The sequence below is a fragment of the Bacillus sp. FJAT-49711 genome, from assembly GCF_018343715.1.
Classification (GTDB): Bacteria; Bacillota; Bacilli; order Bacillales; family Bacillaceae_C; genus Lederbergia.
Map to the genome: position 1 here is coordinate 247,032 of NZ_JAGYPL010000003.1, position 16,632 is coordinate 263,663.

Here is a 16,632-nt window from a genome sequence, read left to right on the forward strand (position 1 = left end):
AGATCCTTAACGGCTTTATGTTTATGACCACAATGAGAACAAAGTTGACTGGAAGCAAAATTCCTTGCAACAAGGACTACTTGTTTTCCGTACCATTTTGCTTTATATTCCAACATCGTTCTGAATTGTGACCACGATACTTCACTGATTGCCTTTGCAAGATGGACATTTTTAAGCATCTTTTTTACAGCTAAATCTTCCATCCCAATCAAGTCGTGGTTTTTAACAAGATGGGTGGAGATTTTATGCAGCCTATCCTGCCGTGAGTTCGTGATTTTTTCATGGATTTTGGCGACTTTCACTCGTTGTTTATGCCAATTGGAGGAGCCTACTTGTCGCCTGGATAGGATACGTTGGGCGTTGGCTAACTTTTCCTCTAACGTGCGAAAAAACGTTGGATTTTTGTATACGGTTCCATCTGATAGAGTGGCAAAATCTTTTAATCCAACATCGACCCCTATGGATGAACCTGTTTTGGGTAGGGGCTGTATATCCACTTCAGCAAGAATGGAAACAAAATATTTACCAGCAGGGTTCCGCCGAATGGTGGCATTGATTATTCGCCCATAAACTTCTCGACTTTTCGCAAAGCGTACAAGTCCCAGTTTTGGGAGTTTTATCTGTTTGCCCAGCACGGCAATATTTCCATTTACATATTTCGTTGTGTAGGATTGAACAGGATTTCTTTTTGACTTAAAGCGAGGCTCATCATTTTGCTTTTTGTAATATCTTCTATAAGCTTCATGGACGATTTCAACCGATTTTTGCAGGGCGATGCTGTCTATTTCTTTCAAGAATGGATAGTGTTTCTTCAACTCTGGAAGAGCTTTAATCGACTTGTTCTTATGGAAAAATTCCCCTTTCCAGTTGTTCCTAGGGAGTTGTCCGTTTTGAACCATTTCCGCAACAATATGCCAATAGGCATCTTTCCCTTTTTGTTTTCCTACAAAATAATTGTAAACAAAACGGCAACAACCGAGGGTTTTGGCGATTAGGACTTCTTGTGTTTTAGTGGGATAGATTCTGAACTTATAGGCCCTGTTCACGATCAAAGGATGCTCACCTCCCCTTCTGATTTTGAATGTATTGCCGAATCTGGGTCTCTGTCTGTTCGCTTGCGGTTGCGACAAAATAAGAAGGGTTCCAGAGATGACCACCCCAGAGTGTCCCTTTTAACTCAGGGAACTCTTTAAATATCAATGTACCATATGTTAGCACCTTTTTGTGATTAAGTTACGATTATCCAGGGTCTATATGCAATCTGTATTTTGGCATATGTCGAATCGTTAACGTGATATGAAATCACGCCCGATTCGAAGCCGATTCGTCTCATGATTGAAATCACAAGTGTTCTCGGCTATATCATAAAATAAGATAAAAATCTTGTCATAAATGAACCTCTCAATATTAATTCCTTCAATTTAAATATACCTTACCTTGTTTGAAAAAACATTGCTCCAATTGATCTGATTTTCTAATGAGGAAGACTGGATGAAAGAGAGGAAAATGCAGAGTGGCACAACAGAAAACGTATCTTTGTGCCACTATTTCAGTATATGAAAAGACTAAATTAGTTTGTAAATGTAATCATTATTTTTATTAATATGATCTTACTTTGCAAGCTCCATATATGTTATAGAGACTTTTAGATTGGCATTTCTTTCCCTAATGCGATCGAGTAATTCTTTATCCTTTGTCGTATTTTTGCTGCGAATGGCATATGTGTACAAAATCATCGTACCTAGATTAGTAGTTTCAATTTGCCTAAGTTGATGACTATTTGTATATTGCATGAATATTTCATCCAATAGATTTTCATGATTTAAATTTTCAGGAATCGTAACTTTTAATATTTGCGTATCTTTTCCTTTCCCATAGCTAAATCTATAGAGCAGATAAAATATAAAGCTGCCAAATATCGTTAACATAATCGCTAGATCAAACTTAAACAATCCACAAGTCATCCCGACACAGAGGCCAAAAAATATATAAGCAATATCCTTAGCATCCGTTACAGCACTTCTAAAGCGTATTAATGAGAATACCGCAAATAAACCGAAAGCTACTCCTGAATTACCACTTACTACATTCATTACGACCGAAACAATAACACTCATAATAATAATTGTATGGACAAAGGCTTGGGAATACCGCTCGCCTGTAAACGTCAATTGATAGACTTTTGTAATAATCAAACTTAGTACTAATGCAATAATCATCGCAATTAAGCTCTTCCATGCTGTCGTTGCATCCATTACATTGTTTGTCGAAAAAAATTGATTGAAAACATCCATTTTACATTACTCCCGCTAATTGTAATTCTTCCTTAATAAGGTTGTTCGGAATTTCTTCACTTCTTAACAATTCCAAGCTTGTGCAGAACTTGGATGCGCCTCTTTGTTCACACTGTAAATCTTGTAATATACGAGTCAGCCATAAAGGCACACTGTCGTTTACTTTTACCTCTAATACAACAAGATTCGGATCAATAAAATGTTTCCCAAATGGCCCGTGTTCAATAGATAGATCATCGTTGCGACACCGAAGGTTAAAATCACATGTTATTCTTAAATCCGGATCATCAATACCATGCAAAGCATGTCTGTCGTAGCTGACGACCATTTCGGGATATAAATTATAAAGTTGTCGGAAATAATGAATTTCACGTAAAACTTGTGTATTAGAAGTATCATATTCTTTCAATGGCAAGTCGAGATTGTTTGTTAAATAGCGGTATGCCTCTTTAAGAGGTATAACCATTCTTCTTTTATTCACGACCTTTTTGTGCTTTTGTTTTACTTCAAAAAAAGCTTTGCCATTTATAGAAGTATCATCGTATACGCGCAGCCTAAGCTTCTGCCTATACTTATATTTATTTTTTGTTTCAAAATATATCCTTTTATCAGGACTCTCAAAATATAAAGTGGTTATGGTATATCTACCTTCTATACCATTTTTATCAGGTCGCATATTAGGCAATATTTGTTTAACTAATTCATCATATTGCTCTTTCGTTATTAAATACTTTTGCTCTTTCCGTCTAAATATTTCAATAGCCATTATTTCATCACCTTTATGACTGAAATATCTTGTTTTCGATACTTTTTATTTATCGTGAAAATTTTCATATTCTTTTTCAAGGATTCTACCTGTTTGTGAATCTATTTTTATTTCAACTTTTTGATTGTCCGTAACAAACTCAATCTCATATTCATGATCCTCTGCATCAAAATCAACTTCCGTCACTTTTCCGTTTGAATCACCTAAAGCAATAGAAATAGCTTTTTCCCTGGTGATGGCTTGATTTTCATTTGACTTTTGAGATCTGATATTCGTTTCTTCCGATTCTTCTTTATCCACTTTCATTACTGCACCTGTAATCGCATCAATATCTACTTCTATTTCACCGTAATTCGATACTAAATCAACCTCATATGTCAGCTTACTATTATCTTTCTCTAATTTAATGCTTTTTAAATCTCCTCCCGTTTCATTTATAGCTATTTCAGTTGCTTTTTCCATTGTAATAATGGAAGACCTTTCCTCTTTTTGTATTATCGATTCACTATTGGATATTGCATTAACACTAGCAACCCCGCCCAAAATAACAAATCCAGCAACTCCTGCAATCAGCAAATTCTTTTTCATCTATAAATGTCCTCCCTTTGTTTGATGTAATTACATCATATCCATTCAATATGAGGACATAGGGATGAGAAGATGAGAATTTAATGAGAAAGAGGAAAGAGGAAAGAGGAAAGATTTCATTCACTTAATCATCCCATTCAATGCTTTTCACTTCTCCGGTTATCGCATTAATTTGAATATCTGCTTCCCTATCATCCGTTTCTATTTCCACAAAGTAATAAAGCTGCCCATTCAATTCCTCTAAATCTACATCATCTACTTCGCCCTGAACGGTTTTAAGCGCAATCTTTATCGCTTCCTCTTTCGTTAAATTCTTTATTTCTTCTTTTACCGGCACCTTTTTTTCTTCTTTTTTATTTACGATTTCACCCGTTACGCCGTTTAAAGTTATAAATACCTTATTCTCGCTATTCTCCACAACCGCATCATAATAAGCCACTTGATTGTTGATTCTCAATTTTAGATCTTCAATTTTTCCGTTTTGCTCCTTCTCGATAATTCTTTCTATTTCTTCGGTCGATAACCTTTTGTCCTTTTCCTCTTCTCCCCTGCTAATGTCGAGCACATCACCGGAGAAACGGTCTATTTTTATATAGTATTTTCCAGTTGTTAGTTGAATTGTCATATCATAAATGTCATCTTTAAGTTTAAAGTCAACGATTTTTCCATTGAATCTTTCTTGTGCAATTTCTTTAGCTTTTGCTTCGGATATTGGTTCACCGGAAGGCGATACACCAAGAAATTGCCAAGCAAATATGACAACTAAAAGGAAGAGAGCGGCACCCATTCCCAATTGTTTCATTTTTAATTTCTTCATATTTTTCACCTCAAAATAATCTTATTAAATCCACCATAGCAGAGGAAAATGAGAAATTAATTAGAATCCGGCAGGTGAAGATGTATTTGTGCTGTTGTCCCTTTTCCTTCCTCACTTAGTAATTTGATTTGAACGTTTATCACATCTGCAATTTCCTTAGCAAGCGACAAGCCGAGGCCAAATCCCCCTGTTTTCCTCGTTCTTGCAGTATCTACTCGATAAAAGCGATCAAACACTTTTGATATATCAGAAGAAGGAATACCTATTCCGTAATCGATAATTTCGATTAAGCCTTTATCTCCTTCCTTATTAATCTGAATTGTTATTGGAGCATCGCTATATTTGCAGGCATTTTCCATTAATATATAGAGTATATGTTTTAATCTTTGCCTGTCTGTGTACACAGTAACGCGCTCCTTTACATTCAACACGATTTCTCTCCCAAAAGCAGTGCCAAAAGATTGTATCGTATCGGTTGCCACTTCTTCTAATTGGACGATTTGCATCACAATATTCCATTTTTCCTCGTGTTTAGCTAGCAATAATAATTGTTGTGTCAATTCTCGCATCCGTACAGCCTCGGAATGGATTGCCTCTACTGATTCATGAAAAAGATCTGGTTGTTGTAATCCCCGACGTTTTAATAAACTAGCATAGGATTCAATGATTGTAAGAGGTGTTTTTAATTCATGGGAAGCACTCATTACAAATTGTTCCTGGCGCTCATAATTTGTTTCCAACTGGTCGATCATCGCATTAAAAGTCTCTCCCATTAAAGATAATTCATCATTGGATTTCTTTGGCAATGATATCCGATTATATTTACCACTTTTCCGGATTTCAGCCATTGTTTCAATGATCGATAAAATGGGTCTAGAAATAAAATTACTCAAAATCCGCGAAGAGAGTAACACAGGAATCGTTGCAATGAATGTAATTGTAATTAACACAATTCTTAATATACTTAATATATGGGCAGTCCCATCTAGGCTTTCTGTCATTTGCAGATTAGCAATTCTTCCATCCTTCGTAATAATAGGAGTCGATATGAAGGTGTGGGGCAGCTTTTTGTATTGGACAATCTTTTTTGTTTCCTGTCTATAATAGGAAGTAGGCATTTCGATTAAATGTTTCTGCTTGGGATCCGTAATGGTAATATCTGCTTTTCCATTTGCATCTACAATTTTGACCATTCCATTCACAGGCATATAAGCTCTAAGCAAGTCCCTCATATTAATCGAGCTATCCATTTTATTCATACCTTCTACTGTTTTTAATGCTTCAGCTTCGGATCGTTCCAATTCATGATTCAGCATTAACCGATTAAAGGAAAAATAAATAGCACTATTAATCAATACAAGTAAGAGAATAAACATAACAGAAGTATAAAGATTAATTTTAGTATGTAGTTTCATTGTTCATCCTTCAGCACATAGCCGATTCCTCTAACCGTATGAATAAGAGGTCGGTCATATGGTTTATCTAATTTATTTCGCAAATAACGGATATACACATCCACTACGTTCGTATCTCCAAAATAATCATAACCCCATACACCATCTAATAATTGCTCCCTATTCAAAACATGTCGCGCATTTTTCAACAAATAGGCAAGCAGATCAAACTCACGCGGTGTCAGTTCAATTAAATCTTCTCCCCTGTAAACTTCTCTTGTATCCTCACTTAATTTTAGATCCGAAAATTCTAGCCAATTGAAATTCTTAACGGAATTTGTTTTCTGTAAAGTTAATCTTAATGCCGCCCTAATTCTTGCCAGCAACTCCTCAATCTGAAATGGCTTCGTAATATAATCATTGGCTCCAAGGTCAAGTCCTGCCACCTTATCTTCTACCGAATCTTTAGCAGTTAATAAAATGACAGGTATACTTGAATCAACGGACCGAATGCGACGCAGTAGTTCAATTCCACTTAATCCTGGCAACATTACATCAAGCAAAATCAAGTCCCACTTTTCTTTCTGAAAAATCGCAAACCCTTCCATACCGTCATACACTTTCACTGTTTCGTATCCTTCAGCTGTCAGCTCAAGTTCAAGTACTCTAGCTATTTTCACTTCATCTTCCACTATTAAAATTCGCGGTTTAGTCATCTTCACCATCATCCCTCACTAATAATTATGCTTTTATGAAAACAGCAAATGTAAATGAAATCAACTTTCTTATACTTACATTATTTATATGAATTTTCATCTTTCATACGTCTGATTACCTTTAGTATGTCTCAAAACTCTGTTGCTTCCAACCTTCTCACTTTGTCTTACCTTATTTTATTATGGATCATCTCCAAGATTTTCCCTTTGGTTTTTCAAAACAGTTATTCGGGAATAACACGATTACAAGAGAGGGGAAGCATAATGCCGAAAAAGGTTAAAAAAAGAATTTTAATAACAGGTCTTCTATTATTCTTAAGTTTTTATATAGGCACCATCTATTATCAAGAGAATAAGCCCTTGCCAAAGGGTGTATCATTTGAGGGAGATGTACACTATTTGCAAGAGAATCAAGTGCGCTTCTTATACGATTTAACGTATAAGAATAACAAGGAAACAAAGCATGAACAAGAAATATTTGACACTGTTTTTCAAGCGATTGACGAAGCGGAACAATTTGTAGTTATGGACTTCTTCTTATTCAATGATTACTACGATCAGAGTTTAGATTTTCCTCCTCTAAGTACTTCATTAATGGATGTCCTTATCGAAAAAAAGAGACACAACCCTAATATTGAAATGGTACTAATTACGGATGAAATTAATATTTCGTACGGTTCCCATAAAAATTGGCAATTTGAAAAGCTAAAGGACCATGGAATAACAGTTTTGTTGACAGATGTTGATCCCCTCAGAGATTCCAATCCTTTATATTCCGCAATATGGCGTATATTTTTTCAGTGGTTTGGTCAGGCAGGAAAAGGAACACTCGCTAATCTGATGGCTGACCAAGCACCGGACATGACATTTCGCTCCTATCTGAAATTACTGAACGTTAAAGCCAATCATCGAAAAACAGTTGCGACAGATAAAAAAGCATTTGTTTTATCTGGAAATCCTCATGATGCGAGTGCTTACCACTCCAATATTGGATTTGAACTGGAAGGTCCTATTATTGAAGATGTGCTAAAAACGGAGCAAGCGGCAGCCAACTTGGCAGGTAGGTATGTCCTTCCTACTTACAACGGAAAACATGAGACCGGTGATGTTGCCGTACAGCTTTTAACAGAAGGGAAAGTGGCAAATAAGGTGATTCAATCCCTTAAAGAGTCGCGAAAAGATGATGAAATTTGGATGGCTATGTTTTATTTAGCCGAACGGGAAGTAGTCGAGGAATTATTGGCAGCTAGTGATCGAGGGGTTAAAATCAACTTAATTTTAGATCCAAACGAAAACGCATTTGGCTCCAAAAAATCCGGGCTTCCAAATCGGCCAGTCGCGCAAGAATTACACGAAAAATCAAAAGGGAATATTCATATTCGTTGGTATAATACTGGAGAAGAGCAATACCACCCTAAGCTGCTTTATATTAAGAAAAAAGACAAAGTCACGATTATTGGCGGCTCTACTAATTTCACCCAGCGCAACATGGACGATTTCAACTTGGAAACGAATGTAATAATAAAAGCGAAAGCTGATGGAAGGCTTGCGAAAGACTTGGATGACTACTTTAATCGTCAATGGAATAATCAAAACGGTGAGTTTACTTTAGACTTTGAGAAATATCAAAACGCGCTTACGACGCTCCAGAGAGTAGTTTATACAATACAAAAGTGGTTATATTTTACAACGTATTAATTTTTAGAGCAGGCGGTTCTACTTTTCAGTACACCGCCTGCTGCATGTATTAGGCTTTTGAAGCTTCCAATTCTTTCTCTTTATCCTCCCATATTCTTGATCGCCATCGCCTCATCAGGATAATTCCCCTCACCCACTCATCCACAACGAAGCCGATCCAGATGCCGATTAAGCCCAATCCAAAGTGAATGCCAAGTATATAAGCAATCGGAACACTAATTAACCACATTCCTAAAATAGCAATGAAAACAGGAAAATTCACGTCACCAGCAGCTTTAAGAGAATTATTAAATATAAGATTAAATGCACGTCCTGGTTCGAGTAATAATGTTAAGAGAATGATAGAGGATCCAAGCACAATAATATCTGAGCTATTAGTAAAGATTTTAAGCAGCGGCTTTGAAAAAATAAAAAATAACCCTGCTACAAAAAGTGCTACTAGAGCCGCTATTTTATAAATGTGCATACTTTGCTTAAAAGCTTCATCCATTCTTTTCTCTCCAATTTTTCGAGAGATAAGAATTAATGTACCTTGACCAAGCGCCCCTGAAAACATCGTGATAAAAGCTCTTAAATTAGTCGTATACACATTAGTAGTTAATGCTGTGGTGCCAATCATAGCAATAAAAATAGTAATGACAACCATTTGTAAGTTCCATGCAATCGAGTCGACTGATGAAGGAATCCCGATTTTAAGAAGATTTTTAACATGTTGTTTTGGAAAACGGAATAATTTGGTTAACGGAATAGACTCGCCAATCCGTTTTTTTAATATGACGAAAAGAATTATCATTCCGATAAAACGACTTGCAACCGTTGCAATTGCTACCCCTTTAACACCTAAAACAGGAATGCCGAATGGACCAAAAATAAATAAATAGTTACCGATAATATTGAGGATGTTGACTCCCGTCATGACGTACATGACTTGCTTTGTTAAGCCATGTCCTTTCATAACAGCTGACACTGTTAGCATTAATGATTGAATGAAGGTAAAGCCACCGATAATGAACATATAGATCGTCGCATCTTTCATTAGTTCAGCAGGCAACCCCATTAGCTGTAAAATAGTTGGAGAAAATATGATTAAAATCAAACTGATAATTAAACCAAACAAAAAATTTAGAGAAATGGAGACTCTAGTGATTTCCGAAGTACTTAGTTTGTCTTTTGCTCCTACATAGCGTGAAACTAATATCGTTGTACCAATGGTCACCATGCTGCAAAGCATAATAGTCATCGCAAGGATCTGGTCGGAAAAACCAACGGCCGCAACAGCATTGTCCGAATAATGACTTAGCATAAACGTATCGGCAATTCCCATTAATCTCAACATCATGATTTCAATCAAAATCGGCCAAGCAAGTGCAAATAAAGTTAACGTTTGAGCCTTTTTGCTTTCCATAAAACCCTCCTCCGTAGTCGGTCCATCCATTTTTTAACATGTGTCCTTATTTTAATCGTCAAATTTATATAAAAACAGTCTGAAAATTTTATTATTTGTATGCTATACTTAACTTAGGAGTTAGGAAAGCGGAAGCTCCTTGCTTATCGACGTACAAACTTCGGGGCCTCTGACTGAGATAAAGGAAACACAGCGAGGAACGAGCTGATGTTGACTTATCGTAGGGAAGAGGACAAGAAGTTTGCTAGTCGATAGGCGCTAAAGCTAGACAAAAAATGAGCGAGCTGCCTGTTCGAAAAGGCAACTCGCTTTTTTTCATTTGCGGTGAAAATCTACATTGTCTCATCTAATGAAGAAATGAGGAAGTCAACATTATTCGTTAAAAACAGTGTTTGATAATAATCTAAATAGGTAATCTGTGTGATTTCTAAAGCCTGCTTCTAATCCGATTAATGTTACCGCGGCTTCTTTCTCTGTTACAATGACTGCTTGACCTCTTGCAGATTCTCTGTTTTTCCAATGTCCAGAAAGAAAGAAATCTTCTTCTTGACCAAAGGTGGCAAAGACTCTTGTTTCTTCGGTATTGGAGTACCAAACAGGTCCATATACGAATCCGATGTCGTCTTGTCCATAACCGGCTGTTATCCCTTCACCTTTGTAATCAATCCGTACGATACCATTAGAGCTTGAAGATCCAGTATTCACATCCACATTGGTTATCCCTAGTGACTTAGCAACTCTTGATGCACCAGATCCTATTGCGATGTATTGGCCATTATGCTCAATAAACTCATATACATTGTGAAATAGATGGATTGTTAAATGTAATTGTAAAAGTGCACCAATTATTAAAAGCCTTAACCTCTTCCCTAGCTATGATTGAAATATCAATCGTCCATTCGCCTTCATGTATATCTCCATAAAAGGTATACGGTGAACTTTTTTCTTGTTCTTGATGAATGACGATTGGCTGGGGTGTTTGTGCTTTAATGAATTGACCTCTTAATTTTTTCTGCTGATCATGAATGATATAGGTCAGCCACATATATTGTTCGTTTCTCACTTCAATGGAAACGGAATGGACATCACTTGGTACATAAAAACGTAATAATTGATTTAACTGATGAGAATCCTTATCTTGTTTGACCTCTATTTCCAACAATTTGATCACCCCATCGATTTTTTTGTTCCCTTTATTGTTATGATTTGTTTATAACAAAATATACGAGCTGCTTTTTATGGAACTTTCAGATTAAATCTTTCTTGGCTTCACCTCCAAGAGTTCTTAATATTCAGTTATAAGTTATACTACTACAAATGAGTCAAAAGCAAAATAAAAGATGCCTAAGATTTTATCCGAGGCATCTTTTATAATATTATTCCACCGTCACTGACAATTCCTTCAACAGCAATGAAGGGGAACCAATCCCACTCGACGATACATATAAATCTGATCCAATTTCCTGGATGTTCTTAAGCAGGTCAAAGAAGTTTCCGGCAATCGTCATTTGCTTTACAGGTGTTTCGACTTTTCCATCCTTTACATAAAAACCATTGGCAGCCACTGAGAAATCGCCTGATACCGTATCCGCACCAGAATGCAAGCCAGATAGTTTTGTCACGATAATCGCTTCATTTTGGGATTCTACCAATTCATCATACGTCTTTTCACTTGGTGTGATATAAAAGTTAGAAGGTGCAATAACAAGCGTCCCTTTATATGAAGGTTTATAAGCATGACCTGTCGATTCCACCCCAGCTTTTTTTGCTGTTTTCTGATTGTGGAGCAGCGTGTTCAAAGTACCGTTTTCGACCACATTGCAAACTTTAGAGGCTACGCCTTCTCCATCAAAATTTCGGCTTGAAAAACCTTCATCATAAAATGGGTCATCCACGATTTTCACGTTTTCAGCTGCTATTTTCTCTCCTACTTTATCTTTTAATAGTGAACGGCCTTTTTGAGCAACTTCTGCAGAAAATACAGAAGTAAATGTATTAAGAAGGTCCGCAGCCGCATCTTTGCGCAGGATGATTGGGTACTTTTTACTTGGGATTGATTGTTCACCTAAATACGAAAGGGCTTCTTCCGCGGCTTCTTTCGCAATTTCATCAGGATTCAGCTTAGAGAAATCTTTCGTAATCTTTACCGTAAATCCACTTTTTGTTTCTTCCTCCTGCTTAACGACAACAGACAAAACAAGAGCAAGATAATTCATACGGTCATGAAGAACCAATCCTTTACTGTTGGCAAGCAGCCTCTCCTTTGATTGCTCGATCAGTTTACAATAATTAAGCGACGCGATTCGTGGATCAAACTCAGAAACTTTATGTTCCACTTCCTTTAAAAAGTTAATTTTATCAGGAATCGATACAGCATCTAATGCTTCCGAATAAAAATCCTTTTCTTCATACTCATCGCTTCCCGAAAAAATATCGTCTTGCTCTTCTTCTTCAATGGTTTCTGCATTTGCTTTTGCTCTTTCAAGTAAAAAAGAGATGGATTCAAGATCAAATTTTTCGGTATAGGCGTAGCCCATTTTTCCATTAAAGATTCCCCTAAAAGATAATCCTCCATCTTCCGCGGTTTCATAATGATCCAATTCGCCTTTGTATACATCACAAGCAAAACGCTTTGATTTTTCATAATAAATTTCCATATCCTCAAAACCATGCGAAAGACCATTTCCCATAAGCATTTCCTGGAATTTCTCAATCTTCATGATTTACTCTCCCTTCGTTCCGCCAACGGTTATTTCACTAACGCGTATCATTGGCTGGCCGACATTAACCGGAAGGCTGCCGCTTACAGATCCGCACATACCTGCTCCGTGAGCCAAGTTATTTCCGACCATATCTACGAGTTGGAGTGTCTTCGGCCCATTTCCGATTAAAGTGGCTCCTTTTACAGGTGCTCCGATTTTCCCGTTTTCCACTAGATAGGCTTCCATAATGGCAAAGTTATAGTCCCCAGTTGCCGTATTTACCGAACCACCACCCATATATTTAGCATAAAGACCGTGCTCCGTATTCGCGATAATCTCTTCCGGAGTCGATTTTCCGGGCGCAATAAATGTATTTGTCATTCTTGATGTTGGGTTATATCGATAAGATTCGCGGCGGCTTGAACCTGTAGCTTCCATGCCCATTCGGCGTCCATTGAATTTATCAATCAAATAGCCTTTTAAAATACCATTTTCGATAAGGACATTTTTACGTGTTTTTTCCCCTTCATCATCTATATTGAGAGAACCCCACTCATTAGCAAGTGTTCCATCATCGATATATGTGACGATTTCAGGTGCCACTCTCTCTCCAATTCGATTTGCAAAAATAGAATTACTTTTCGCTACAGAAGTTGCTTCCAACCCATGTCCACACGCTTCATGAAAAATAACTCCGCCAAACTCGTTGTCGATAATGACAGGGAATTTCCCGCTCGGACATTCTTCAGCATGAAGCATCGTCACAGCAATTCGTGCCGCTTCTCCAGCATAATGTTCTAGATCTAATCCTTCGAAAAACTCAAAACCTTTGTAGGCACCAGGTCCGTAAAAGCCTGGCTGCATTTGGGTGCCATCAGAAGCAATCGCTTGAATAGCCAGTCGGCTTCTAACCCGTTTATCTTCTACGAATTTTCCTTCAGAGTTGGCAATCAAAACATTTTGTTCATGATCAAGCAAGCTGACAGTTGCTTGCGCAATACTAGGATGATAGTGTTTTGTAATATCGTATGCTTTTTTCATGACCGCTACTTTACGAGCGTTTTCAATCGATTGCGGCATTTGGATAATTTTATGTAATGGCTCAATTGTTTCTTGTTGAAGTGTAGCCGGGATATGTCTGACATCCCCTTTGATCGCGTGCGCTGCCTGTTGAGCTGCTTTTACAAGCCCTTCTTTTGAAAAATCAGTCGTATACGCATACACACTTTGGAGACCATTGAAAACTCTAATTCCTACTCCAGCATCTCTTCCAGAATTACTTTTTTCAATTTTTCCGTCTTGAAGAACTAAAGTATTTGAAAAGCGGTCCTCAGCAAACACTTCTGCAAAATCTCCACCTGTTGATAATGCTGCGGATATTACATCCTCTATTGTTGATTTACTTAGCATATCATGCATTCCCTCCTTGCAAGTTTTAAATGATTATTAATAGTTTACTATATTATTCCGTTATTTTTACTATTATGAAGGAAACTTTCTAAATTGTTTTGAAAAATAGCCAATTCAAGTAAAAGTATGTTCCATCAGTAATTATGTCGTAGCAGTTCAATTGAATTGGTCCACGTGCCCAATACCTATAGAAAGCGCGATCGTTGTCCATAACCCATTCTGTAATCCATCGTTCATCTATTGTTCATATTAGATTCATATGATCATAGCAAGGAGGAGAGGGATATGTTTAAATATTGGTTATTCTTGCACTTTGCAGGTATTTCAATTTGGGTCGGTTCCCTATTAACTGTAACCATACTATTATTTATAGTGAAAAAGCATCTTGGTTCAAAAGAGCTGTCAACCATCGTTAAAAAAATGACAAAGGTCGTCAATACTCTTATTCATCCGAGCGCTTTTTTCGTTTTACTCAGCGGGATTTTCATGATGATCGCGATGAATTTTGGAGATTCTCCAAAGCCTTTTTACTTAGAATTTATGGAACGAATTGGCGGAATGACGGTTCTTTTCACGATTATTGCTGTTAGTATATTTGGACGCAAGGTTGTGAAAAAATTTAACACTCTTGAAAAAGAAGGTAGTCTTATTGCGCATCCAGCGAGTATCAATACGTATATTACAATGATGCTGATTTCAGTTTTGTTAGTGTTAACAGTTATCTTTGTTGTAAGCTTCAAATTTTAAGTAAAAAAAACGAAAGACCTCCTTCAAGAAGTCTTTCGTTTTTCCTATCTCGGCAGCCTAACAGTAAACTTAGTCCCTCTTCCCAGTTCACTCTCCACAATAATGAAGCCACCATGAAGTTCAATAATCTTCTTCACAACAGATAGACCGAGGCCACTGCCAGATTTTGTTCGGTTTCGAGATTTATCTCCCATATAAAAACGGTCAAAAATTTGCGGCAGCTCTTCTTCTGAAATTCCGCTTCCTGTGTCACGTACAGATACGATAATATCCTCATCCACCGTGATATCGATATAAATCGAGCCATCTACTTCTGTGAACTTAATGCTATTTGTAAGCAAGTTCATCCAAACTTGAAACAATAATTGTTTGTCCGCCTCAATGACAAGCTCTGGCAGATCTAATTCCATCCGCAAGCCTTTTTTGCTCCATTCCCATTCCGTAAGCAATACGACTTCCCTGATTTGCTCATCAAGACGAAACGAACTCTTTTTGACTGCCTTTACTTCTTTATCAAGAGAGGAAAGCATTAATAATTGTTTACTCAAGGAAGATAAACGGCTCGTCTCTTTTTCGATGATCGCTAAGTAACGATCGGTCTCTTCTTCACTTCCCATCTTTGAACGGATTGCTTTCGTAAATCCTTGTATGGAAGTGAGTGGCGATTGGATTTCATGTGATACATTCGAAACGAATTCTTGGCGCATTTCATCTACCTTTTGCAATGATTTTGCCATCCGCTCAAAGTCTTTCGCCAATGCCCCAATTTCATCAGAACGCTGACTGTCAAAAGTGAAATCAAAATTACCACTTGCAATTTTCCGTGTTGCTTTCGTTAACTTTTTGATTGGTCGAACGAGGAATGTCGCAAAAATAACAATTAACAGCATACTGATGAAAAATGTTAAACCTAATATTAAGCTAAAAACAATCCGCATTTCACCAAACTGCTTTTCTACATTCGGACGGACAAATAGAGCTTCCAACCCGCCATTGACTTTAATCGGAACACCAATACTATTTTTCACATCATCTTTGAAAAAACCTGTGACAAATAAATTGCTCTTAAACTCACTAATCCCATGGTACGTATGACCATCAAGAACAGATTGAATGATGGACCCATCCAATTCATAATGACGAAATGGATCCCCAAACTGCACTCCAACCATATTTTGATCGACTAAATAAAGCTGGAAATTCATTTTTGCTACACTCGTTAAATATTCATGAATATTGATTCCTTCGGAGTTTTCGTAGAGATAGACGATTTCATTTGCAATTTCCTTTATTTTATCCTCATTATATTCTTTTAACTTCGCATGATAATAAAGATTAGAAAATAAAAAAGCGATGATACCGCTAACGAGCGCGACAAACATAAAAGTGAAAACAATTCTTACATATAAAGTCTTCATTGGCTTTTTACCTCTAACTTATAACCTATGCCACGGACAGTAATAATTTGAAAATCATCTGTTATATCACGAAAACGCTCGCGCAGCCTTTTAATGTGAACATCAACCGTTCTGCTATCCCCTTCAAAATCAGTCCCCCATATAAACTGTATGAGCTGCTCCCTCGTATACATACGATCCGGTTGGCTAGCAAGCTGCGCAAGCAACTGAAATTCTTTAAGCGGCAAAATGAAGCTTTGAGTGCCGACTTTCACTTCATAATTGTTCCGATCAATCACTGTGTTTTTCATCGTAATAATATTATTTGATACCATTTGATATCTGCGAAGCAGTGCTCGTATCCTGAAAAGGAGCTCTTCTGGTTCAAATGGTTTTACGACATAATCATCTGTTCCTGATAAGAAGCCTTTTGCCTTATCCTCCATTTCGCCTTTAGCTGTAAGTAAAATCACAGGAATATCGTAATATTTTCGAATTTCCGTGCATAAATCCCAGCCATTTTTATGGGGCATCATAACATCTACAATTGCCAAGTGAATTTGTTTATTTTCAAGCAGCATGGAAGCTTCATTTCCATCTGCAGCTTCTACAACTACAAACCGCTCTTTCTGTAAATAAAAGCGCAGCAATTCGCGAATATGAGGATCATCATCGACGATTAGAATATGTGTGTGCAT

The 16,632-nt window shown here is 37.1% G+C and carries 16 protein-coding genes and 1 pseudogene; 2 read left to right on the forward strand and 15 right to left on the reverse strand.

The features are described from left to right. The 8 genes and pseudogenes from tnpB to KHA96_RS15290 all read right to left on the reverse strand — a co-directional run. A partial coding sequence (gene tnpB / locus KHA96_RS15255; protein ID WP_213130634.1) for an IS200/IS605 family element RNA-guided endonuclease TnpB occupies nt 1-1,052 on the reverse strand: 1,052 nt, incomplete at its 3' end. Nucleotides 1,053-1,059: 7 nt separating this feature from the next. Then, a pseudogene (locus KHA96_RS15260) lies at nt 1,060-1,200 on the reverse strand (transposase); the annotation flags it as partial. A gap of 410 nt (nt 1,201-1,610) precedes the next feature. After that, nucleotides 1,611-2,294: a DUF4956 domain-containing protein gene (locus KHA96_RS15265; protein WP_213130182.1), complete on the reverse strand. Its 684-nt coding sequence runs from the start codon at nt 2,292-2,294 to the stop codon at nt 1,611-1,613. 1 nt (nt 2,295) lies between these two features. Next, on the reverse strand, nt 2,296-3,060 hold the full coding sequence (locus KHA96_RS15270) for a polyphosphate polymerase domain-containing protein (protein WP_213130183.1): 765 nt from the start codon (nt 3,058-3,060) through the stop codon (nt 2,296-2,298). 45 nt (nt 3,061-3,105) lie between these two features. Further along, complete coding sequence (locus KHA96_RS15275; protein ID WP_213130184.1) at nt 3,106-3,648, reverse strand: PepSY domain-containing protein; 543 nt, start codon at nt 3,646-3,648, stop codon at nt 3,106-3,108. Nucleotides 3,649-3,772: 124 nt separating this feature from the next. Continuing rightward, the gene (locus KHA96_RS15280; protein ID WP_249315643.1) at nt 3,773-4,465 is read right to left on the reverse strand and encodes a PepSY domain-containing protein; all 693 of its coding nucleotides are present in this window, start codon (nt 4,463-4,465) and stop codon (nt 3,773-3,775) included. Nucleotides 4,466-4,521: 56 nt separating this feature from the next. Continuing rightward, nucleotides 4,522-5,880, reverse strand: a complete 1,359-nt coding sequence (locus KHA96_RS15285; RefSeq protein WP_213130185.1) for a sensor histidine kinase — start codon at nt 5,878-5,880, stop codon at nt 4,522-4,524. Beyond that, nucleotides 5,877-6,575, reverse strand: a complete 699-nt coding sequence (locus KHA96_RS15290; RefSeq protein WP_213130186.1) for a response regulator transcription factor — start codon at nt 6,573-6,575, stop codon at nt 5,877-5,879. The genes KHA96_RS15285 and KHA96_RS15290 overlap by 4 nt, the downstream gene beginning before the upstream one ends. 264 nt (nt 6,576-6,839) lie before the next feature. Here KHA96_RS15290 and KHA96_RS15295 point away from each other — a divergent pair, with 264 nt between their 5' ends. Then, nucleotides 6,840-8,273, forward strand: coding sequence for a phospholipase D family protein (locus tag KHA96_RS15295; protein WP_213130187.1), 1,434 nt, complete (start codon nt 6,840-6,842; stop codon nt 8,271-8,273). Between the two features lie 49 nt (nt 8,274-8,322). On the opposite strand, the gene KHA96_RS15300 is transcribed toward KHA96_RS15295, so the two are convergent. From KHA96_RS15300 to KHA96_RS15320, 5 genes are all read right to left on the reverse strand, one after another. Next, nucleotides 8,323-9,678, reverse strand: a complete 1,356-nt coding sequence (locus KHA96_RS15300) for an MATE family efflux transporter (RefSeq protein ID WP_213130188.1) — start codon at nt 9,676-9,678, stop codon at nt 8,323-8,325. Between the two features lie 372 nt (nt 9,679-10,050). After that, entirely contained in the window at nt 10,051-10,389 is a 339-nt protein-coding gene (locus KHA96_RS15305) for a hypothetical protein (protein WP_213130189.1), read from the reverse strand. Between the two features lie 79 nt (nt 10,390-10,468). Further along, nucleotides 10,469-10,837: a hypothetical protein gene (locus KHA96_RS15310; RefSeq protein WP_213130190.1), complete on the reverse strand. Its 369-nt coding sequence runs from the start codon at nt 10,835-10,837 to the stop codon at nt 10,469-10,471. A gap of 217 nt (nt 10,838-11,054) precedes the next feature. Further along, nucleotides 11,055-12,398, reverse strand: a complete 1,344-nt coding sequence (locus KHA96_RS15315) for a TldD/PmbA family protein (protein WP_213130191.1) — start codon at nt 12,396-12,398, stop codon at nt 11,055-11,057. A gap of 3 nt (nt 12,399-12,401) precedes the next feature. Continuing rightward, complete coding sequence (locus KHA96_RS15320) at nt 12,402-13,790, reverse strand: TldD/PmbA family protein (protein WP_213130192.1); 1,389 nt, start codon at nt 13,788-13,790, stop codon at nt 12,402-12,404. A gap of 285 nt (nt 13,791-14,075) precedes the next feature. On the opposite strand from KHA96_RS15320, the gene KHA96_RS15325 reads away from it, so the two are divergent. After that, entirely contained in the window at nt 14,076-14,537 is a 462-nt protein-coding gene (locus tag KHA96_RS15325; protein WP_213130193.1) for a hypothetical protein, read from the forward strand. 44 nt (nt 14,538-14,581) lie between these two features. Here the strand turns inward: KHA96_RS15325 and KHA96_RS15330 are convergent, their stop codons facing one another. Next, the gene (locus KHA96_RS15330) at nt 14,582-15,955 is read right to left on the reverse strand and encodes a sensor histidine kinase (RefSeq protein WP_213130194.1); all 1,374 of its coding nucleotides are present in this window, start codon (nt 15,953-15,955) and stop codon (nt 14,582-14,584) included. Next, nucleotides 15,952-16,632, reverse strand: coding sequence for a response regulator transcription factor (locus KHA96_RS15335; protein WP_213130195.1), 681 nt, complete (start codon nt 16,630-16,632; stop codon nt 15,952-15,954). Before KHA96_RS15335 ends, KHA96_RS15330 begins: the two co-directional genes overlap by 4 nt.